Annotated in this window: 21 protein-coding genes; 8 read left to right on the top strand and 13 right to left on the bottom strand. The window is 62.9% G+C overall.

The window, feature by feature from the left end; all coding sequences use genetic code 11:
* Position 1 precedes the first annotated feature (1 nt).
* Together Q1A85_RS07480 and Q1A85_RS07485 are read right to left on the bottom strand one after the other, a co-directional pair.
* The gene (locus Q1A85_RS07480) at positions 2–1,066 is read right to left on the bottom strand and encodes a hypothetical protein (protein WP_299686919.1); all 1,065 of its coding nucleotides are present in this window, start codon (positions 1,064–1,066) and stop codon (positions 2–4) included.
* Between the two features lie 38 nt (positions 1,067–1,104).
* On the bottom strand, positions 1,105–1,563 hold the full coding sequence (locus tag Q1A85_RS07485) for a DUF6749 domain-containing protein (RefSeq protein ID WP_299686921.1): 459 nt from the start codon (positions 1,561–1,563) through the stop codon (positions 1,105–1,107).
* 363 nt (positions 1,564–1,926) lie between these two features.
* Between Q1A85_RS07485 and xth the strand changes: the two genes are divergently transcribed.
* Entirely contained in the window at positions 1,927–2,709 is a 783-nt protein-coding gene (gene xth, locus Q1A85_RS07490; protein WP_299686922.1) for an exodeoxyribonuclease III, read from the top strand.
* A 51-nt stretch (positions 2,710–2,760) separates the two neighbouring features.
* Here the strand turns inward: xth and Q1A85_RS07495 are convergent, their stop codons facing one another.
* Both Q1A85_RS07495 and Q1A85_RS07500 read right to left on the bottom strand, forming a co-directional pair.
* Positions 2,761–3,174 (bottom strand): hypothetical protein, encoded by a 414-nt coding sequence (locus Q1A85_RS07495; RefSeq protein ID WP_299686924.1) that lies wholly within the window; start codon positions 3,172–3,174, stop codon positions 2,761–2,763.
* A gap of 129 nt (positions 3,175–3,303) precedes the next feature.
* Positions 3,304–3,888 (bottom strand): HNH endonuclease, encoded by a 585-nt coding sequence (locus Q1A85_RS07500; protein ID WP_299686926.1) that lies wholly within the window; start codon positions 3,886–3,888, stop codon positions 3,304–3,306.
* Positions 3,889–4,222: 334 nt separating this feature from the next.
* Here Q1A85_RS07500 and Q1A85_RS07505 point away from each other — a divergent pair, with 334 nt between their 5' ends.
* Positions 4,223–4,828 (top strand): hypothetical protein, encoded by a 606-nt coding sequence (locus tag Q1A85_RS07505; protein ID WP_299686928.1) that lies wholly within the window; start codon positions 4,223–4,225, stop codon positions 4,826–4,828.
* A gap of 17 nt (positions 4,829–4,845) precedes the next feature.
* On the opposite strand, the gene Q1A85_RS07510 is transcribed toward Q1A85_RS07505, so the two are convergent.
* The 3 genes from Q1A85_RS07510 to Q1A85_RS07520 are packed head-to-tail and all read right to left on the bottom strand — an operon-like array spanning position 4,846 to position 6,817.
* The gene (locus Q1A85_RS07510; RefSeq protein WP_299686930.1) at positions 4,846–5,511 is read right to left on the bottom strand and encodes an alpha/beta fold hydrolase; all 666 of its coding nucleotides are present in this window, start codon (positions 5,509–5,511) and stop codon (positions 4,846–4,848) included.
* The gene (locus Q1A85_RS07515; RefSeq protein WP_299686932.1) at positions 5,508–6,137 is read right to left on the bottom strand and encodes a DNA-3-methyladenine glycosylase 2 family protein; all 630 of its coding nucleotides are present in this window, start codon (positions 6,135–6,137) and stop codon (positions 5,508–5,510) included. The genes Q1A85_RS07510 and Q1A85_RS07515 overlap by 4 nt, the downstream gene beginning before the upstream one ends.
* Positions 6,134–6,817, bottom strand: a complete 684-nt coding sequence (locus Q1A85_RS07520; protein WP_299686934.1) for a precorrin-6A/cobalt-precorrin-6A reductase — start codon at positions 6,815–6,817, stop codon at positions 6,134–6,136. The genes Q1A85_RS07515 and Q1A85_RS07520 overlap by 4 nt, the downstream gene beginning before the upstream one ends.
* Before the next feature lie 100 nt (positions 6,818–6,917).
* On the opposite strand from Q1A85_RS07520, the gene Q1A85_RS07525 reads away from it, so the two are divergent.
* On the top strand, positions 6,918–8,141 hold the full coding sequence (locus Q1A85_RS07525; protein WP_299686937.1) for an MFS transporter: 1,224 nt from the start codon (positions 6,918–6,920) through the stop codon (positions 8,139–8,141).
* On the opposite strand, the gene Q1A85_RS07530 is transcribed toward Q1A85_RS07525, so the two are convergent.
* Genes Q1A85_RS07530 through cysS form a run of 4 tightly spaced genes read right to left on the bottom strand, consistent with a single transcriptional unit; the run spans position 8,138 to position 12,624 of the window.
* A complete protein-coding gene (locus tag Q1A85_RS07530) occupies positions 8,138–8,905 on the bottom strand; it encodes a squalene/phytoene synthase family protein (protein ID WP_299686939.1) in 768 nt (255 codons plus the stop codon). The two genes, Q1A85_RS07525 and Q1A85_RS07530, sit on opposite strands and share 4 nt — an antisense overlap.
* The gene (locus Q1A85_RS07535; RefSeq protein WP_299686940.1) at positions 8,902–9,630 is read right to left on the bottom strand and encodes a class I SAM-dependent methyltransferase; all 729 of its coding nucleotides are present in this window, start codon (positions 9,628–9,630) and stop codon (positions 8,902–8,904) included. Before Q1A85_RS07535 ends, Q1A85_RS07530 begins: the two co-directional genes overlap by 4 nt.
* Complete coding sequence (gene cimA, locus Q1A85_RS07540) at positions 9,627–11,243, bottom strand: citramalate synthase (protein WP_299686942.1); 1,617 nt, start codon at positions 11,241–11,243, stop codon at positions 9,627–9,629. The genes Q1A85_RS07535 and cimA overlap by 4 nt, the downstream gene beginning before the upstream one ends.
* Complete coding sequence (gene cysS, locus Q1A85_RS07545) at positions 11,236–12,624, bottom strand: cysteine--tRNA ligase (RefSeq protein WP_299686944.1); 1,389 nt, start codon at positions 12,622–12,624, stop codon at positions 11,236–11,238. The genes cimA and cysS overlap by 8 nt, the downstream gene beginning before the upstream one ends.
* A gap of 198 nt (positions 12,625–12,822) precedes the next feature.
* On the opposite strand from cysS, the gene Q1A85_RS07550 reads away from it, so the two are divergent.
* From Q1A85_RS07550 to Q1A85_RS07560, 3 genes are all read left to right on the top strand, one after another.
* Positions 12,823–13,179: an MmcQ/YjbR family DNA-binding protein gene (locus Q1A85_RS07550; RefSeq protein ID WP_299686946.1), complete on the top strand. Its 357-nt coding sequence runs from the start codon at positions 12,823–12,825 to the stop codon at positions 13,177–13,179.
* 130 nt (positions 13,180–13,309) lie between these two features.
* A complete protein-coding gene (locus Q1A85_RS07555; protein WP_299686948.1) occupies positions 13,310–14,485 on the top strand; it encodes a pyridoxal phosphate-dependent aminotransferase in 1,176 nt (391 codons plus the stop codon).
* 9 nt (positions 14,486–14,494) lie between these two features.
* Positions 14,495–15,343 (top strand): YgcG family protein, encoded by an 849-nt coding sequence (locus tag Q1A85_RS07560; protein WP_299686950.1) that lies wholly within the window; start codon positions 14,495–14,497, stop codon positions 15,341–15,343.
* Between the two features lie 3 nt (positions 15,344–15,346).
* Here the strand turns inward: Q1A85_RS07560 and Q1A85_RS07565 are convergent, their stop codons facing one another.
* Positions 15,347–15,913, bottom strand: coding sequence for an outer membrane beta-barrel protein (locus Q1A85_RS07565; protein WP_299686952.1), 567 nt, complete (start codon positions 15,911–15,913; stop codon positions 15,347–15,349).
* Positions 15,914–16,254: 341 nt separating this feature from the next.
* On the opposite strand from Q1A85_RS07565, the gene Q1A85_RS07570 reads away from it, so the two are divergent.
* Positions 16,255–17,799, top strand: coding sequence for a trimethylamine methyltransferase family protein (locus Q1A85_RS07570; RefSeq protein WP_299686954.1), 1,545 nt, complete (start codon positions 16,255–16,257; stop codon positions 17,797–17,799).
* A gap of 191 nt (positions 17,800–17,990) precedes the next feature.
* Here the strand turns inward: Q1A85_RS07570 and Q1A85_RS07575 are convergent, their stop codons facing one another.
* Positions 17,991–18,236 (bottom strand): hypothetical protein, encoded by a 246-nt coding sequence (locus tag Q1A85_RS07575; protein ID WP_299686956.1) that lies wholly within the window; start codon positions 18,234–18,236, stop codon positions 17,991–17,993.
* Between the two features lie 236 nt (positions 18,237–18,472).
* On the opposite strand from Q1A85_RS07575, the gene Q1A85_RS07580 reads away from it, so the two are divergent.
* The gene (locus tag Q1A85_RS07580; protein WP_299686958.1) at positions 18,473–18,952 is read left to right on the top strand and encodes a sigma-70 family RNA polymerase sigma factor; all 480 of its coding nucleotides are present in this window, start codon (positions 18,473–18,475) and stop codon (positions 18,950–18,952) included.
* Positions 18,953–19,253 lie beyond the last annotated feature (301 nt).

Below are 19,253 nucleotides of genomic sequence, written 5' to 3' on the forward strand. Positions count from 1 at the left end.
TTCAACGCGTCGGCGTGCCCGCCCGCGCAAAGGTTTCAAAGAACGGCTCGAACCGCGGCGCGCTTTCTGCGGCTGCGATGATCGCGGCGGCCTCGGGCGGTATCGCCTCCAGCACCGCATCGCGCATGTTGTGCCAATGGGGCTGGCGCGCATCCGCCAGCGACATCAGAACCGCCGACATCGGTCGCAGGGCACTGTCTGCCGCCGCGCGCGGCGCAAAGACGGCGCGACCTTGGGGCACAACAGCCCCGCTGTCATCATGTCCCATCACCGCAACTGCCCACAGCGACACAAGATATTCGTGATACCCATCGGACAGGGATGCATCCGCATCATGCTCCACCCGATAGTCTTGCAAATGGTCGCGCACTGCATTTTCCCACAGTTCGCACGGCTTTTGACGTGCTTGACGCAAAGCCACGCAAATCTCGGCCAGCAAATCCATGTTCTGGTCGAGATAGGCCAGAATTCCCGCATATTCGAGGCTGCAAATCGCCGACTGTGACAGCTGCGGATCGCGGCGGCCATATTCCGACAGATAGAACACGATATGGGTCAGTTCATAGGCAGCCTTCTTGTTGGGCAAGGCAAAGGTGGCCGAACGTTCAGTGAATGCGCGCAACCGGTCGTCCAGCCCCGCATCCGCCGCCGCGCGCACTCCGCGACGCGCCAACAGACGGCGCGCCTCGGCACGTTGCAGATCGCTCAGTTCTGCATCAGCAAGCCCCTGGCGAGCCACGGTCTCGCACAGGTGTTGCATCTGCTCTCCGGGCAGCCCGAGGTCTTCGAGATCAAGGCCGATGGACAGCAAAAACCGATAGTATTGCGGGAAAAACGTCAGTCGTTCGGGCAGGCTCTGATAGAAACCGGCCAACGGGACCAATGCGTCCGGCGTCACGCGTTGCCCGGTGCATTCGAGTATGTTCAGCAGTTCCGCGTTCTCCTTAAGCCAGAACACGTCATCGCGGATACGCCGATGTTTGGCAAAGCACCCGATCAGGGCCGGTGTCCGCTCGGCCAGACGCAGGCGTCGCGGCGGGACGTTCAGGGAAATGATGTTGCTCATAGTGTCTCTCCTTGTCTGATCGTCCCGCCCGCTGTCACTCACGAGCCAGAAGAAAAGAGGCCGGTGACATCACCTGCTTGCGTGGCGCTTGCTGTGGGGGCCGAACCGGATGAGAACATCCCCGTCGCGTCGCCTGCTGTGGTGACGGTGCCCTGCGGTGCGGACCCGGATGAAAACATCTCAACCGCGTCGCCGGTGCTGGTCTCGGACGTCAGCGGCGCAGAGCCGGACGAGAACATTTCAACCGCATCACCAGCAGTGGCATCCGTCGTCATGGGGGCCGAACCGGACGAGAACATGTGCACGCCGTCACCGGTTGCAACACCGCCCGTCACGGGTGCAGAACCGGACGAAAACATCTCAACCGCATCGCCGGTCAGACCGTCCGTTGCCGTAGGCGCGGAACCCGAGGAGAACATTTCGATCCCGTCACCCGTATGCAGGGCGTCGCAGGACAAAACACTGATTTCACGGACAGATTTGAGAAGTGCAGTCATTGGTATTCTCCTTCGTAGCGGGCTTACTCACCCTAAAGTTGCAATACCCAATTTGTTGCAGCCTAAAATTGCGTACCGCCAGACAAAAATGCAGCCCGAGGCACAGTCCCGGCGGGTTGTCCACATAAGGAAAACAATAGAAGTCGTTGAGTGATCTGCGCTTTGCCCAGAGGCATCCATGGGCAAAAAAACTTATCCACAGCACTGAAATTACTACCGTTTTAGGCGAGTACTGCGAGAATTACTCTCTTTTAACCCGAATCAATTGGTTAAGAAATAGTTAATTTACCGTGCGCGGCGCAACGGCCACCCTTGCCCATGTGCGCAGGTTGGGTCACATCTGGTCAAAACCGGGAGGCGCACATGAAAGTCGCGACATTCAACATCAACGGAATAAAGGCCCGGATCGAAGCCCTGCCGCGCTGGCTGGACAGCGCTGACCCGGATGTTGTGGTCCTGCAAGAGATCAAGTCAGTGGACGACGCCTTTCCCCACGCGCTGTTCGAGGACCGCGGCTACAATGTTGAAACCCACGGGCAGAAATCGTTCAACGGCGTGGCCCTTCTGTCCAAGCTGCCACTCGAAGATGTGACCCGCGGCCTGCCCGGCGACGAGAGCGACGAACAGGCCCGCTATATCGAGGCAACGGTGATGGGCGACACCACCGCCATCAGGGTGTGCGGGTTGTACCTGCCCAACGGCAACCCCTGTCCGGGACCGAAATACGACTACAAACTGGCGTGGATGGAACGGTTGCGCGCCCGTGCGGCGGCCCTGCTCGCGGCAGAAACCCCGTTCCTGATGACAGGCGACTACAACATCATCCCGCAGGCCGAGGATGCGCGCCGCCCCGAGGCGTGGCGCGAGGACGCGTTGTTCCGTCTCGAAAGCCGCACCGCTTTTCGGCGTCTGACAGCGCTTGGCCTGACCGACGCGTTTCGCGCTCGCACCTTTGGGCCGGAGCATTATTCATTCTGGGATTATCAGGCCGGGGCATGGAACCGCGACGATGGCATTCGCATCGACCATTTCCTGCTGTGTCCCTATACATCGGATTTGCTACAGGATTGTCAGATCGACAAGGCGACGCGCGGCGAGGAAAAACCATCCGACCACGTGCCTGTCTGGGTCGATCTCGCCGCCTGAACGCTCACATATGAGGGCGCCGCGGCGCGGTCGGTAAAGACGCAAATGTAGTCACCGGATAAGGACCGTGCTGCGTTGGGCCCACAAATATATGGGCAACTGTTCGTTGATCAGGACCCGATCGTCGCCTCCCAGCCCGCGCAAGACTTCGAACAGGTAGGTGACGCCGGTATAGGCAACGAAATCCGCGTTCATCCTGTCGCGAAAGGCTGCAACGCCAAGGATTGGCGCGTCGACACGTTTGTCATTGCCAGCTACCGCCGTGCCTGCGCAATTCCAGCCTGCGGTGTTGCCGACGCCCACGCAGTTCGGTTCGACCGAAGTGATGTTCTGATCCGCATCAAAGCCGCAAAGGTTGTCGGAGCCAAACATGTCCACCCCCACCGCAAAGCGATGATCCGTGTCCGGCCGCACAAACTGCGCCGTCCCGGATGGCTGCACAGTCTTGCCATGGATGATCTGCATTTGCCGGTGCGCACTGCCCATCGTGCCAACCGCCGGGCGCGTGTCAGAACGGTATGAGAGGGGTCAAAGGGACGGCGGGTGGGGCGCATTTGCGCGCAGGCGCAAACAGCGTCACCCGTCGTCCAGTGATCACGCCTGCAACTCTGCGTCCCAGTACAGGAAATCCATCCAGCTTTCGTGCAGATGGTTCGGCGGGAACTTGCGGCCCATGTTGCGCAACTCTTCGGCCCCCGGCTGCCGTGGCGGTTTGCGCAGCGACATACCAGTGCGGTGCAACGCTTTGGACCCTTTGCGCAGATTGCACGGACTGCACGCCGCCACCACGTTCTGCCAGCTTGTCACGCCACCGCTCGCCCGTGGCACCACATGATCAAAGGTCAGATCCCCCCGCGCACCGCAATACTGACAGCGGAATTCGTCGCGCAGAAATAAATTAAAGCGCGTGAAGGCCACGCGCTTTTGCGGTTTGACGTAGTCTTTGAGAACGACAACCGATGGTATCCTGATCTCTGTACTTGGGCTGCGCACCACCTCTTCGTACTCGGCCACGATATCGACCCGGTCCAACCAGGCGGCCTTGACCGCCTCCTGCCACGGCCACAGCGACAAGGGATAGTAGCTCAGCGGTCGGTAATCCGCATTCAGCACCAACGCCGGGTGCTGTTTCAGCGCAGAGGGGCTGCGCACAAATTCCGTCCTGAAATCGCCGTCCATGAGTGACTCCGTCCTCGCCCTGTCTGCCCCTGAGGCACCAGAGCGGGGATCCCGCCCCGGCTTTATGTGGTGACTATATCTTGTGGAAACGCGCTGGCAAGCCTTTGCAGACCCACGAGATGTCGCATCCCCGATAGGCCCGTTCCGTGACAGGCATATGACGCTATTCCACGGGTCCAGCCTGTTGCGATGCGGCCATGAAAAACCTGCAAAAGGTAAGGAATTCACCACTCGTCCTCGTGCGCGCCACACCCCATGTCATGGACAGGCCAATACTCAGGCCGCCTACGAAGCATATTATTCACATTTTCACTCACGGAGCGCGGTGCGTCTCATGTCTTTTCTGTCCTTCTTTCACAAGCCGGCCCTGACCGACCTGTTGTCCTGCCTTGGCGCGGAACACCCCGGCTCGGATCAGCCCGAACGGTTTCAATTCGATCTCTCACACGGTGTGCAATCCTGGTACGATACCGAACACACGGCGCGGTCGGGGTTTGGGACCCTGACGGCATCGCGGGCTATTACCATGTCCGGTGTTCTGTTCTGGCGCGTCTGTGACCCAAATCGCGGCCTTGTTTATCAGGCGCAAGCCGAAGACCCCAACACAGCCATGGATATGGCCTTGCGTGCATGGGATGCGGCGCGCCAGTTGCGCGACGCCCCCGCCGCGTTGCACCGGTTGATCGCAGAACTGCGCCGGGGTCACGTCGATTTCCGGGTCGAACTGTCGGACGCCCTTGCCACGCCGCTGTCTATCTTTGGCTTTCGCGCGCTGCTGGACGCCTCCGGCTTGTCGGACCTGAGCCGCATATCGGCCCAGTCACTGCTGCGTCTGATCAAATCCGAACCGCTGGTCATGCACGTGATGCACGCCGCGTGGGCGCGCCAGCAAGCGGCACCTGCGCCGGATGAACCTGTCGGCTATGAAGCGATGTGCTGAACCGCCAGTCGGTCGGGCTAGAGACCCAACTTGTCCCGCATAAAGGCAAGCGCCACGCTTAGCCCGTCAGGCGCAATGCCGTGCGCTGTGCCCTTCATGACGTGGGCGTAGACGTCTTTCCACCCCGCTCCCTGCAAGGCTTCGGCGGCTTCGGGCAGCGACTGGGGCGGCACCACGTCGTCCTGATCGCCGTGGATCAGCAGCACGGGCGGGCGGCTGACCACCTCATCGGCGAGCAGATCAGGGCGCAACAGGCGACCGGAAAATGCGACGATCCCCGCAACCTCGTCCTCGCGGCGCGGGGCCACCTGCAGTGACATCATTGTCCCCTGCGAGAAACCAAACAGGACAACCTGTTCCGGCAACACGTCTTCGTCCACCATCAGCGCATCCAGAAACGCGTCGAAATCGGCGGCAGCGGCGAGCAATCCGCGCTCGGCCTCTTCTTCGCTGGACCCATCAATCCACGGGATCGGAAACCACTGGTACCCGTTGGGCATCATCGGGATCGCCTCGGGCGCGTCCGGTGCCACAAAGAGCGTATCGGGCAGATGCTCTCCCAGCGGTTCGGCGAGCCCCAAAAGGTCCGCACCGTTTGCGCCATAGCCGTGGACAAACACCACGATGGATCGCACGTCGCCCGATTTCGGCTCGACCCGCTCTGCCTGCAATACTCGTGTCATGTAACCCCCTCACGCCCCTTTGCGACCCGGTAGTAGGTGAAGAACAGCCGCGCGGCAACCGCGCGCCACGGGCTCCAAGCCTCTGCCATTTGGCGCAATGCCCGCTCCTTTGGGCGGTCGGGCAAATCGTAGATCATGCGCGCGGCTTCCTGTAGGGCCAAATCCCCCGGTGCAAACACGTCCGCGCGTCCAAGGCTGAACATCGCATAGATTTCCGCGGTCCAGATGCCGATACCTTTGACAGCCGTGAGGGTCGCGATCACTTCGGCGTCTGGCACGTCCCGCAAGGCGGCATAGTCGATCCCCGCCTCGGCCAGCGCCGTCGCATACGCGATCTTCTGTCGGCTGAGGCCAACGGCCCGCAACCCGTCCTCTCCTGCGGCCAGAACAGGCGCGGGCGCCGTCAGCCCCGCCGCTTCGATCCGCGCCCAGATCGCGGCGGCAGACGCCGTCGAGACCTGTTGCCCGACGATGGCGCTGAACAGCGCCGCGAACCCGTCCGGGCGACGGCGCAGCGGCAACGGCCCTGCAATATCAAGGGCGCGGGCAAGTGCGGGGTCCGTCCGGGCAAGCCACGCCGCCCCTTCGGCCACATCGGCATCCGTGTCGATCAGACGGCCCGTCACAGCGCACCGGCCCAATCACGCACCGCGTCGAGTGTTGTCATGGGCGGGCCGAATTCCCATGCTTCGGGCTGCATCATGATCACCGGCAGGCCCATGCTCCGGGCAGCTGCGACCTTTGGGAAACTGCCCGTGCCGCCGATATTGCGGGCCAGCACCACGTCGATCCCCAGCCGGTCGAACAGCGTGACCTCCGCGTCCACCTCGAACGGCCCTGCCCCGAAAACAAAGGTGCAATTGGTGGGGGGCACATCGTCATGCTGCTGCAACTGGCGCAGGAAAACAGGGCCGTCATGGTGCGCAAGCACATCGGCGCTGTCGCGCCCCGTGGCGGCAAAGACGCGCGCGCGGGCGGGCAAGGCGGCGACGGCAGCTGCCAGATCGGGCACCGGCGTCCAGTCATCCCCCACACCGGGTGCCCATAAAGCGCGGCCAAAACGGCACGCCGCGCGGCCCGCAGCCAACGCTTTTGCAATGGCGCGCGTCTCACGGTCAAAGACATGTGTGGTATCCAGCAGCCCATCCGCCCAAGCGATCCCATCGCGCAACGTGGCACAACGCGGCAGGTCCGGTTCGGCAGGCGCGCGCGCCCAATGCACCTGCACGGCGTGCCCGGCCCCGGTCAACGCCTCTGCCGCCTGACCTGTTTCCCGCGCGCCGCCCAAGAGCATCACATTTGCCATGTCCGCACCCTAGCCCCACGCACCAGACGCGCAAGGGGATGTGCGCCCATGCGGCGCGCTGTCTCTTGCAGGGGGCCATGCTCCGGTCTACGGATCGGGCATGAGCATGACCGAAGACCCCCGCGCCTATCGCAACGTGGCCGTTCTGGTGGCCGCACAGGCTTTCTTGGGCAGCCAGATCACGATGATCTTTGTGATCGGCGGTCTCGCGGGCACGATTCTCAGCCCCTATGCCTGCCTCGTCACCTTGCCCATCTCGCTCATCGTTTTTGGGTCGATGACAACCGCGCCTTGGCTCAGCCCGTTGATGCAGCGTGCGGGACGAAGGACGGGATTTTTGATTGGGGCGGCGGGCGGCCTTGTGGGGTCCGCCATCTCGGCCTACGCGCTGACCATCGACAATTTCTGGATTTTCCTTGTGGGGTCATACTTTACCGGTATCTACATGTCGTCGCAGGGCTTTTTCCGCTTTGCCGCAACGGACACGGCGTCAGATGCGTTCAAGCCCAAGGCGATTTCCTATGTTATGGCGGGCGGTCTGATCTCGGCGCTGATTGGCCCGCAAATCGTGGGTTACATGACCGCGGACAATCCTGACGCGACGGCCATGCGATATTTTGACATCTATATGGTCGCGATGGGCCTGAACGTGCTGGGGATGCTGCTATTTTTCCTTTTGGACATCCCCAAGCCCCCAGCCCCCAGCGCCGATGACAAACCCATGCGGTCCAAACGCGCGCTGCTGTCCGAGCCGCGCATTCTCGTCGCCGTCATTTGTGGCGCAGTGTCCTATGCGCTGATGAACCTTGTGATGACCTCTACGCCGCTGGCGGTTGTGGCCTGCGGCTACACCGAACCGGATGCGGCCAATGTGGTCACCGCCCACGTGCTGGCGATGTTTGCACCGTCCTTTTTCACCGGGCACCTGATCGCGCGCTTTGGCGTCGAACGGATCACCGGGCTGGGCCTGATCATTCTGGCGCTGGCCGGTGTTGTGGCCCTGTCTGGCGTCGCACTTGGCCAGTTCTTTGGCGCGCTGGTCCTGCTGGGGCTGGGGTGGAACTTTGGGTTTATCGGCGCGACCACGATGCTGACCACAGCCCATGGCGCCGAAGAGCGGGGGCGCGTGCAGGGCATGAACGACCTCATTGTATTCGGATCGGTCACCTTTGCCTCGCTGGCGTCGGGCGGGCTGATGAATTGCGCCGGTGGTGATGCGGTGCAGGGCTGGGCTGCGGTCAACCTCGCCATGGTGCCGTTCCTTGTGCTTGCAGGCGGCTCGCTGATCTGGCTGGCGCTCAAACCCAAACCGGCGACCGCCTAAAGCCAGAGCCTGCCGGTCAGCACCGACGCGCTCAGCCGCGAAGGCGGCACGCCCGGTGGCAGCCGTCCGTCCGCGACCGCCATCGGATCGGAGACGACCCGCGCCAATGTGGCGCGTGTCCCGATTGCGGGCCAAAGGGCTGCCCGCGCCGACGCGGGCACATGCGGACGCACCAGCCGCGCCTGCGCGCGTTTTGCCAGCGCCTTGAGACCATCTGCCGTGCCATCGATCAGTGGGATACGTCCGGCATCCGCCAAGGCTGGAACCGCGCGCAAAAACGCCGCCACCCCCGCCGCAAACGCCAGATCACGAACCTCATTTTCGGCCCGCTCCGTCGCACCAAGCACCCGTGCCGCGGCCCACATCAGGTGGCCCGCGGTCTCATTTATGTAAACGTCGAAATGCGCCTGATCCTCGAACGCATCGCGGTAAATGTCCCAGCGGCGCGCAGCAACCAGTTGGTCCAGCATCGCCGCTGCGTCCGGTGCCAATACATCGGCCAGCGGAGATGTGACCTCATGCGCGCGCACGGGCCGACCTTCGGCAATCTCTTCGAGCGCGTCGCGCCACCATTGCAGGCGCATTTCGGCAATCATCGCCTCTTGGGTGACCCAAGGCGCACGCGACACCTCGGCGTTGAACGCGTACAGCGCAAAGAGCGGCGCACGCGCTGGCAAAGGTGCGGCCATAACCGTCCGAAACCGCAGAGGGTCGCTGCGTTCGACAATGCGCGCGCAGGCGATGGCCGCCTCGGACAGGCTCATACGGGTGCCACGATCAGCAGGGCATAAGCGACCTCGTCTGATGCCGCGCGCCAGCGGTCGATCTCGGTCTGGCTTTCTGCGATGGCCGCCTGCACCGCCGCCGTAGTGTCCTGATCCCGCAAGGTATCGATGCGCACCTGCATGGGGTCATAGTAGGCTTGCCACGGCGCGCCGATGATCATGCGGTGGGCCATCACGTTGTACCCGGCTGCCGTCACCTGATCCTCGATCCCTTGCGGGTCGGTGACTTCGGGATACTCCTCCCAAAACCGCATCACAGCTTCGGAGGGTGGCGTTCGCGGCAGCACCGGGTGCGAAAATGCAATCCGCCCGCCCGTATTCAACGCGCCGTGCCAGCCGCGCAGCCCATCGGTTACGCCCAGAAAATAGAGAGCGCCCGCACACCAGATCAGGTCATAGATCCCGTCAGGTGCCGCCATGTCGCCCACCTGCGCCGTGACGCGCGGACCAAAAGGCGCCGCACGCTGCTGCGCCAACTCGATGAATTGCCCGGTCTTGTCGATGGCGGTGATCTCCGCCTCCGGCAGTCCCTCGGCAAGGGTCACCATATCCGCGCCCGGACCACAGCCCGCATCCAGCACATGCACGTGCCCATGCAGCCCGATGGTCTGCACCGCCCACTGCACGTCTGCGGGCGCACCCGGCCCCTCGCGCGGCAGGCCATGGTGCACTTGCAGAAACGCGTCCCATTCCTCGGGCGTCATGTCACGCCGTCCCGCACCAGTTTCCAGCGGATCGCGTCCAGCAGCGCCTCGAACGAGGCGTCAACGATGTTGGCCGACACCCCCACGGTCGACCAGCGCCGCCCCTGCCCGTCCTCGCTGTCGATGATGACGCGTGTGACGGCCTCAGTCCCGCCTTGGGTGATCCGCACCTTAAAGTCGACGAGGCGTATGTCTTCCACGTGGCTCTGGTAGCGGCCCAAGTCCTTGGCCAGCGCCTTGGCCAGCGCGTTCACGGGGCCGCGGTCGGTGCCGGTTTCGTCCATGCTCTCGCTCACCGACAGCATCTTTTGTCCGTCCACTTTGACCACGACAACCGCCTCGGACAGCGACACCATCTGATTGCGCTTGTTCTTGCGCCGCTCGATCGTCACCCGGTAGCGCTTGACCTCAAAGAACTCCGGCAGCAGGCCCAGTTCGTCCCGCGCCAGCAGTTCGAACGAGGCTTGCGCCGTGTCGTAGGAATACCCGTCGGCTTCGCGCGCCTTGATCCGGTCAAGGATACGGGCGAGGCCCGGGTCCTTGGGTGCCACGTCCAGCCCCATCTCAGCCAGCCGCTTGCGCAGGTTCGACTGCCCCGCCTGGTTTGACATCGGAATGATGCGCGCGTTGCCCACCGTGCCGGGGTCGATATGTTCGTACGTTGTCGGGTCCTTGAGGATCGCGGAGGCGTGCAGCCCCGCCTTGTGGGCAAAGGCCGACGCGCCCACAAAGGCCGCCTGTTTCTGCGGCACGCGGTTGAGGATATCGTCCAGCATCCGTGACGTTCGCGTCAGCCCCGCAAGCGCTTCGGGCGTCACGCCGGTCTCAAACCGGCTGGCATAGGGTTCCTTGAGCAGCAGGATCGGGATCAGTGCGGTCAGGTTGGCATTGCCACAGCGCTCGCCCAAACCGTTGAGCGTGCCTTGAATCTGCCGCGCGCCCGCATCCACCGCCGCGAGGCTCGCCGCCACCGCGTTTTCGGTGTCGTTGTGGGTGTGAATGCCCAGCCGGTCACCCGCGATGCCGCTGTCGATCACTGCACGCGTGATCATGTGCACCGCGTGCGGCAGCGTGCCGCCATTGGTGTCGCAGAGCGCAATCCACCGCGCGCCCGCATCATAGGCTGCATGGATCGCCTCCAGCGCGTAGTCGGGATTGGACGTGTAGCCGTCAAAGAAGTGTTCCGCGTCAAAGATCGCCTCGCGCCCCTGCCCCACGATATGAGCAAAGCTGGCCGCGATGTTCTGCGTGTTCTCGGCCAGCGAAATGCCCAAGGCCTTGTCCACGTGGAAATCATGGGTCTTGCCGACAAGGCAAACCGCAGGCGTGCCCGCGTTCAGAACGGCGGCCAGCACGTCGTCGTTCTCGGCGCTCATTCCTGCGCGCTTGGTCATGCCAAAGGCGGTGAAGGTGGCGCGGGTCTTGGGGGCCGCGTCAAAAAACGCGCTGTCCGTCGGGTTCGCCCCCGGCCAGCCGCCCTCGATATAGTCGACACCAAGCGCATCCAGCGCAGTTGCGATCTGCTGCTTTTCCGCGGTGGAAAACTGGACACCTTGGGTCTGCTGCCCGTCGCGAAGGGTCGTGTCGAACAGAGAGAGGCGTTCTTTAGACATCGATTGCCTCCAACTTCGCCGGATCAAAATCAGGTCCAGCCAACAGGTTGACCCCAGCCTTGGTCATACGGACTTCAATCCCTGCGTCCACCAAAGCCAACTTGATCGAATCTACCTTCGAAAAATCTTTGCTTTGCATTGCCGCTTCGCGCGCATCAGCAAGCGCCTGCTCAAAGACGGCAAGGTCCACTGCCGGGGATGTATCCCATCCTCCGATCTCATCGGTCAGCAACCCGATCATGTTCCCGGTTGCTTTCAATGCGCGCACCTCACCCTGCGCCGCCAGACTGTGCATACGCATAATTACGTCAGAGATATTCAGGTCGTCGGAAAGAGCTGTCGTGGCATATTCTTGCGCCGGGTCAAGCTCCACATCTGCGGTCAAGGCCCGCCACTTCCGCAATGTCGCCTCTGCCTCCGCCCGCTTCTTCTCTGTCCAATCCATTGGCTTGCGGTAGTGCGTCGACAGCATCACAAACCGGATCACCTCGCCCGGCACGCCATCCTCCAGCAAATCCCGCACGGTAAAGAAGTTGCCCAAACTCTTGGACATCTTCTTGCCCTCGACCTGCAACATCTCGTTGTGCATCCACACATTGGCAAAGCCATGCCCGGCGCAGCGTGACTGCGCGATTTCGTTCTCATGATGCGGGAATTGCAGGTCGTTGCCACCCCCGTGAATGTCAAACCTATCGCCCAACAACTCATACGCCATGGCCGAGCACTCGATATGCCAGCCGGGCCGCCCGCGTCCCCAAGGCGACTGCCAACCGGGCAACTCATCATCCGACGGCTTCCACAGCACGAAATCCATCGGGTCTTCCTTATAGGGCGCGACCTCGACCCGGGCGCCTGCAATCATGTCGTCGACCGACCGGCCCGACAGCTTGCCGTAATCCGTGTATGTGCGCACGCGGAACAGGACGTGCCCGTCGTTCTCGTAGGCGTAGCCGCCCTCAATCAATCCGGCAATCATGTCGATCATCTGCGCAATATAGGCTGTCGCCCGCGGTTCGTACGTGGGACGCAAGGCCCCCAGCGCGTCCATGTCCGCGTGATACCAGCCTATCGTCTCATCCGACCGTTCGCGCACCAATTCTTCCAATGTGCCCGGTGCACCCGCCTCCTTGCGCGCCAGCGCGGTGGCGTTGATCTTGTCATCCACATCCGTGAAGTTGCGCACATAGGTCACGTGATCCGCGCCGTAGGTTTGGCGCAGCAGGCGATACAGAACGTCAAACACCAGAACGGGCCGCGCGTTGCCCAGATGCGCGCGGTCGTAAACCGTGGGACCGCAGAGATACATGCGCACGTTCTTGGGGTCGATCGGCGCAAAGGGATCCTTGCGGCGGGTCGCGGTGTTGTAGAGGGTGATGCTCATGGGCAAGTCTCGCGCAGGTGTTGGCGCGGGCCTAGCAATTCTGAGATGTCATGAAAACAAAAGAACCGGCCCGCTGAAGCTTCAGCAGGGAATGCAGCAGATGATGCAAATGGTCCGGGTCATGGGCACAGGCCTAGCCTGTGCGCAATGGTGGGGTCAAGGCTTGTGTCACGGTCCCTGCCGGTACAGCATGGGTATATGACACGCGACGACGTTGACACAATCTGCGCGGCCCTGCCCGGCGCATGGTTTGCCAGCCACCACGACGGCGGACTGGATGCGTGGAAAGTTGGTGACAAGATGTTCGCCACCATCGGCATGGTGGGTGACGGCGTGTCGGTCAAATGTGTCGATACCGAAATCGCCCAGATGCTGATCGATGCAGGTGCAGCGATCAAGGCCAAGTATTTTCACCGCTCATGGGTGCGCGTGCCCTTTGACGGCGCCGACCCCGAGGCAATGCGCGCCCGCATTCACAGCTCATACGCCCTGATCCGCGCCAGTCTGCCGAAAAAACATCGGGCGGCGCTGCCCGCATGGGATGCTGAGGGCTGACCCCCACACATATCCTTCTTCTCTTTCCAAATACTCCGGGGGAGGCGCAGCCGGGGGCAGCGCCCCCTGCCCCGTTGACAATCGACACCACCTCTGGCCCGGTGCGCGACATCGGACAAGGGAGCGGCAAATGGGCCTGTCACAGCGCATCACCACACTGACCGGAGGCGGCTCGGACGGCTGGGACGTCTTTATCAAGGCGCGACGCATGATCGCTCAGGGGATATCCGTCACCGAACTGACCATCGGTGAACATGACATCCGCACGGCGGCCCCAATCCTGCAAGACATGCACCGTTCAGCCATGGCGGGGCACACAGGCTACGCTATGGTGCCCGGCACAGATACGCTGCGCGACGTGGTGGCGCGCCGCACGGCGGAACGCACAGGTGTGCCCACAACCCGCGACAATGTGCTGATCACGCCGGGCGGGCAGGCAGCCCTGTTCGCAGCCCATGCCGCCGTCTGCGATCCGGGCGATACCGCGCTGTACCTCGATCCCTATTACGCGACATATCCCGGCACGCTGCGCGGTGTGTCCGCCATCCCCAAAGCGATCCGGACCCGAGCCGAAGATGCGTTCCAGCCACGGGCCACCAATATCGACGCCGCCGCAAATGGGGCGCGCAGCCTGCTGATCAACTCGCCCAACAATCCCACCGGCACAGTCTATTCCCGCGCCACGCTCCAAGGCATTGCAGAGGTCTGTCAGCGCCACGATTTGTGGCTGATCTCGGATGAGGTCTATGACACGCAAGTTTGGGACGGCGCGCATCTGAGCCCGCGCGCCCTGCCCGGAATGTCCGCCCGCACGCTTGTCGTGGGTTCGATGTCCAAAAGCCACGCCATGACCGGCGCACGCTGCGGGTGGATCGTCGGCCCGGCCGAGGTGATCACCCACCTGATCACCTTTGCCACACACACAACCTATGGCGTGCCCGGCTTTATTCAGGACGCATCCGTCTTTGCCCTGAACCAAGGGACGGATTTCGAAGATGAGATCGCAGAACCGTTCCGACGCAGGCGCGCGCTGGCGCAGGCAGTGCTGGCGGGGCAGAACACCATTGGTCTGATCCCGGCGCAGGGCGCGATGTATTTGATGCTCGACATACGTGCGACAGGGCTAAGTGGCGACGCATTTGCCAATGCTTTGCTGGATCAGCACCAAATTGCAGTCATGCCGGGCGAAAGTTTTGGCGCGTCAGCCGCAGGGCACGTGCGCGTCGCCATGACCATCGACGACCGCGCGTTCGAGGCGGCGCTGCGTACGTTGTGCACATTTGCAGACGGGCTGGCAGGCGCATAGGAGAGGTAGATGAGATACGTCCTGCAAGCTGTTGTTTTTTATTTGTACCTTGGCGTATCCATTGCCCTCGGGCAAACCTTACCGGACTACAGCTCCACGACCGTCAACGACTTTGCCGACCTCTTGCCAGCCCCGGCAGAGGCGGAACTGCGCGCCAAGCTGGCGTCCCTCAAACGCGACACCGGCATCGAAATGACGGTTGTCACCTTGCCGAGCCAATCACCCTATGCCCCGACCATGACGCTGGAACAGTTTGCCACCGCGCTGTTTGACCATTGGGGCGTCGGCGATGCACAGCGCAATGACGGGATCATGGTGCTTGTGCTGCGCGATGATCGCGCCATGCGGATCGAATTGGGCATGGGTTTCGCACAGGACTGGAACGGCCACGCGGCCCGGATCGTCAAACGGGACTTTCTGCCCCGGTTTCGCGATGACCAATATGCGCTTGGGATCATGAACGGTTCAGATGCTGTGATTGACGACATCGCGCGCCCATTCAGTGCAGGTGCAGACCGCCCCCCGAAAGATATCGGTTCTTACATCGTGATCGGGGTGCTGGGCCTTTTCACAGCGACTTTCGTCGGGTTCCGGTCCATTCTTGACTTGGGCACGCGCCTGCGCACGTGCCCGCAATGCGGCACCAAAGGCACGCTGCGCGTGACCCGCCGGACCACCATGCGCGCCACCCGCATGACGCCCGGCCAAAAGGAAAAGGTGACCTATTGCACCAATTGTGACTACAAGACCGTGGCGTGTTGGAAAACGGCACGTCTCAGCAGCAAATCGTCCAGCAGCCGTGGCGGCTCTTTTGGCGGCGGGCGTTCCGGCGGGGGTGGCGCGTCAGGCCGATGGTAGGGATCAGAACCGGATCGACCCGCGCAGGGTAAAGGTTGTCGCATCCGCGCCAACGCCGGTCCCGCCAATATTGTCGAACTCATGTTCCAGCAATTCGGCACCAAACGTGTACTGATCGGTGATCTGATAGGCAAAACCGATGCCATAAAACTCACCGCTTTCTGATCCGATGGATGTGTCCACCTCCGCAACACCGGTGGTGAAATAGGCCAATGTCTGGCCGAAATCATAGCCCGCCTGCAGCTTGAGCCGCGCCACGCTGTCCACCGTCGCTGCGCCGTTCAGGTCGATGTCGCCGGCGTCGTAATCCACTTCGCCACCCAGAACAAAGGTGCCGAAATCATAGCGGTAACCACCGTGGATACCGTAGATATAGTCGTCGCCATCAGCGCCGCCGGACCCATCCACGTCACCATAGCCCAGTTGCAGACCGGCGTAGCCCCCGGTCCAGCTGCCACCAGTGGTGGCAAAGGCCTGCGCGGGCACGGCGCCAGTGGTATCAGCCGTCTGTGCCAAGGCGGTCATCGGCGCCGCGGCCAGTGTCAAAGCGAGTGCAGTCAATCGGTACATCAGAGGACTCCTTTGGGTGCCTGTGTTTGTCTGTCAAAGACACGTAGGCAGTGCCCGCGCAGTTCCAAACGGGTCGGCGTCACACTGCCGTGACGCGGCTGTCACATGGCAAACATCCGCCGCGGCGCAACGTCGCAAACAGAACAGACCGTGTCGGTGTCTGCGTGCACCGTATGCGCGTGCATCGCGGCGTTGGGAGGCGTCAATGCAAGGCAACAGATCAAAGATCGCGCTGATTGCGCGCACAATCGGGGCGGAACGCGGCAGGGCCGCGCGGGGGCGTCCCTGAACCGGTGTCGTGCTGAACCCCTGACCTTTGTCCCTGTTCCCGGATCCACACCATGAATGACCAATCCCCCTCACGTTCCGGCGGGCGCGCAGCGCGCCGTGCCGCCCGCGCAGCCCCCCTCGCCGATCATCTGCGCCCTGTGCGCCCCGGCCTAGAAGGCGGGCGCTACAGTCCCCTCACCGATGCCGAGGTCGAGCGCATCCACCACGCCGCCCTCGACGCATTGGAACAGATCGGCCTTGCCGATGCGCCCGACAGTGGTGTCGCTTACCTGACCGGCGCAGGCGCGGTGCAAGGCGAGGATGGCCGCATCCGTTTTCCCCGTGCACTGGTTGAGGACACGCTGGCCCGTGCCAACCGGTCAATCACCCTACACGGGCGCGACCCGGCCCACGACATGCACCTGACCGGCACACGGGTGCATTACGGCACCGCCGGGGCGGCGGTGCATCTGGTGGATGTGGACGGTCGTCACTACCGCGAAAGCACGGTGCAGGACCTGCACGACGCGGCCCGCATCTGTGACGCGCTGGACAACATCCACTTTTGCCAGCGCCCCATGGTCTGCCGCGATATCCCCGACACGGTGGAGATGGAGTATAACTCGGTCTACGCCTGTGTTTCGGGCACAACCAAACATATCGGGACCAGCTACAGCGAGCCGCATTGCGTGCCGCCTGCCATCGACATGCTGCACATGATCGCAGGAGGGGAGGACGCGTGGCGCGCCCGGCCTTTTGTGTCAAACTCCAATTGCTTCGTCGTCCCACCGATGAAATTCGCCACCGAAAGCTGTCAGGTGATGGAGGCCTGCATAAAGGCCGGTATGCCGGTGCTCCTGCTGTCGGCAGGCATGTCCGGGGCCACGGCCCCATCGACCATCGCCGGGGCCATCGTGCAAGCGGTGGCCGAATGCCTCGCGGGCCTTGTTTATGTGAACGCGGTCAAACCGGGCGCGCCTGCGGTCTTTGGCACGTGGCCCTTTGGCCTTGACCTGCGTACGGGTGCGATGTCCATCGGGTCAGGCGAACAGGCGTTGCTGACCGCGGGTTGCGCGCAAATGCACCGGTTCTACGACCTGCCCGGCGGTGCGGCGGCGGGCGCGTCGGATTCCAAACTGCCCGACATGCAGGCGGGTTGGGAACAGATGAACACCAATGTCATGGCCGGTCTGTCCGGACTGAACATGGTCTACGAAGCCGCCGGTATGCACGCCTCCCTGCTGGGGTTCTGCCACGAGTCGCTGATCCTTGGTGATGATATCATCGGTCAGGCGCTGCGCTGCGTGCGCGGGATTGAGGTGACGGACGAAACGCTGGCGCTGGATCAGATGGCGCAGGTCTGCATGGGCGGCCCCGGCCACTATCTGGGCACCGACCAGACCCTCGCCCGGATGCAAAGCGATTGCGTCTATCCGACCTATGGCGATCGTACATCCCCCAAGGAATGGGCGGAACTGGGCAAACCCGACCTGATCGCCAAAGCGACGGCGCGCAAGAATGATATTCTGGGGCAACGTCCAGCGGCGGCGCTCGACCCAGCGCTTGACGCCGCTATCCGTGATAAATTCGCCATCCACCTGCCCGCGTGGAGCTGACACCCCGTCTCTGTCCCAAAAAAATCCTGGGGGAGCGCCAAGGGCGCGGGGGCAAAGCCCCCCAAACCCGTTTCCCAAAAAGAAGTGAGGCCCGGCCCCTGGGGGGAGACCGGACCTCACGCCCCCACACATCCGGGCGATGTCGCTTGGCAACACACATGACACCGCTCGGAAAGCCTGGGTGACCAGGGTTAGCCGTCAGTCGGCGGCATCAGACCTGCCTCTTGGGCGGCGGCCACTTCGTTTGCGTCCAGTGCGCCATCCGCGTTCAGATCCATCGCGGTGAAGGCGTCAGACGTCACGTCCGGAAAGCTGGCCTGAACCTCGTCGATGGTCAGGACGCCGTCTCCGTTGGTGTCGAGCTCTGCTGCGCTCTGAGCCATTGCCAGAGGGGCGGCCAGGACAGCCAGAACAGTCAGAGATGCAAATTTGGTCATAGGGAACTCCCTTAGAGGTTTCACTGCGAAGGTCCGTGAGTGGGTGCCTTCCCCCTGTATGAGCGCCAGATGCCCTGTCCCGTCCCTGCGTCTGGGCAACAGACCAGCACCGCGCGAGCGCCTGCCGATATCGGGTATGGCGATGGGCAAGGGACTGCCCAAAAAGGGGTCAAAACGCCGATCGGCGAAAACCCCCGGGGTGGTCACAGGCGTCCCGCGCCCCCATCCTTTGATGCATGAGCACACCCACACACCACACAGATGCCAGCCGCCTTGTGCCGCTGATCCCCGCCCTCACCCGCCGCGCACGCAAATTGGCGCGCAGCCGCGCCGAAGCCGAAGATCTGGTGCAGGATACATTACTGAGCCTGTGCCAACGGCTGCACGAACAGGCGCGCATAGACGACCTTCCGGCCTATGCTATGCGCACGCTGGGCAATCGCGCGCAGCGCGGCTGGCGACAGACACCGACGCAGGAACTGGAAGAGGACGACGCGCTGATCCTGCCGGATGCCCATATGCGACTTGATTGTGCCGATACGCTGGCGGCGGTGGCCACCCTGCCCACGCCCCAGCGTCAATTAATGGAATTGGTGGCAGCGGGCGAAACCTCCCCGCGTGCGCTGGCGATGGCAACCGGTTTGCCGCTGGGCACGGTGATGTCGCGCCTCGCCCGCGCCCGCGCCAAACTACGGCTGACCCTCGACGCGGAATGACCAGCCAGGTGTCTGGGCCTGCGTCCCCCTATGCGCCCGTCCCGAATGACCCGCTATACGCGTCGTTCTCGCCGGACAACGCCCGTCCATCCTCTTGGTCTGCGCACAAGAAAAAACGGGGGGCCGAAGCCCCCCGTGTAGTTTCGCCGTACAGGCTCAATATGTTAACCGCCCGGTACTTTTCTGCCTGCGGCCTGTACGTCGTCAGGAGCGAACGCATCCGCCCCGGAAAAGGTGGGGGGACGTAACGTACCGCCCCACCCGTCTCGTCGGGAGCCTGACCGGCCAAACCGGCCCGGCC

This window comes from uncultured Tateyamaria sp., assembly GCF_947503385.1.
Lineage (GTDB): Bacteria > Pseudomonadota > Alphaproteobacteria > Rhodobacterales > Rhodobacteraceae > Tateyamaria.

Coding starts and splice junctions, on each gene's coding strand:
- Q1A85_RS07480 (WP_299686919.1), bottom strand. CDS start 1,066: ATGAGCAACATCATTTCCCTGAACGTCCCGCCGCGACGCCTGCGTCTG.
- Q1A85_RS07485 (WP_299686921.1), bottom strand. CDS start 1,563: ATGACTGCACTTCTCAAATCTGTCCGTGAAATCAGTGTTTTGTCCTGC.
- xth (WP_299686922.1), top strand. CDS start 1,927: ATGAAAGTCGCGACATTCAACATCAACGGAATAAAGGCCCGGATCGAA.
- Q1A85_RS07495 (WP_299686924.1), bottom strand. CDS start 3,174: ATGCAGATCATCCATGGCAAGACTGTGCAGCCATCCGGGACGGCGCAG.
- Q1A85_RS07500 (WP_299686926.1), bottom strand. CDS start 3,888: ATGGACGGCGATTTCAGGACGGAATTTGTGCGCAGCCCCTCTGCGCTG.
- Q1A85_RS07505 (WP_299686928.1), top strand. CDS start 4,223: ATGTCTTTTCTGTCCTTCTTTCACAAGCCGGCCCTGACCGACCTGTTG.
- Q1A85_RS07510 (WP_299686930.1), bottom strand. CDS start 5,511: ATGACACGAGTATTGCAGGCAGAGCGGGTCGAGCCGAAATCGGGCGAC.
- Q1A85_RS07520 (WP_299686934.1), bottom strand. CDS start 6,817: ATGGCAAATGTGATGCTCTTGGGCGGCGCGCGGGAAACAGGTCAGGCG.
- Q1A85_RS07525 (WP_299686937.1), top strand. CDS start 6,918: ATGAGCATGACCGAAGACCCCCGCGCCTATCGCAACGTGGCCGTTCTG.
- Q1A85_RS07530 (WP_299686939.1), bottom strand. CDS start 8,905: ATGAGCCTGTCCGAGGCGGCCATCGCCTGCGCGCGCATTGTCGAACGC.
- Q1A85_RS07535 (WP_299686940.1), bottom strand. CDS start 9,630: ATGACGCCCGAGGAATGGGACGCGTTTCTGCAAGTGCACCATGGCCTG.
- cimA (WP_299686942.1), bottom strand. CDS start 11,243: ATGTCTAAAGAACGCCTCTCTCTGTTCGACACGACCCTTCGCGACGGG.
- cysS (WP_299686944.1), bottom strand. CDS start 12,624: ATGAGCATCACCCTCTACAACACCGCGACCCGCCGCAAGGATCCCTTT.
- Q1A85_RS07550 (WP_299686946.1), top strand. CDS start 12,823: ATGACACGCGACGACGTTGACACAATCTGCGCGGCCCTGCCCGGCGCA.
- Q1A85_RS07555 (WP_299686948.1), top strand. CDS start 13,310: ATGGGCCTGTCACAGCGCATCACCACACTGACCGGAGGCGGCTCGGAC.
- Q1A85_RS07560 (WP_299686950.1), top strand. CDS start 14,495: ATGAGATACGTCCTGCAAGCTGTTGTTTTTTATTTGTACCTTGGCGTA.
- Q1A85_RS07565 (WP_299686952.1), bottom strand. CDS start 15,913: ATGTACCGATTGACTGCACTCGCTTTGACACTGGCCGCGGCGCCGATG.
- Q1A85_RS07570 (WP_299686954.1), top strand. CDS start 16,255: ATGAATGACCAATCCCCCTCACGTTCCGGCGGGCGCGCAGCGCGCCGT.
- Q1A85_RS07575 (WP_299686956.1), bottom strand. CDS start 18,236: ATGACCAAATTTGCATCTCTGACTGTTCTGGCTGTCCTGGCCGCCCCT.
- Q1A85_RS07580 (WP_299686958.1), top strand. CDS start 18,473: ATGAGCACACCCACACACCACACAGATGCCAGCCGCCTTGTGCCGCTG.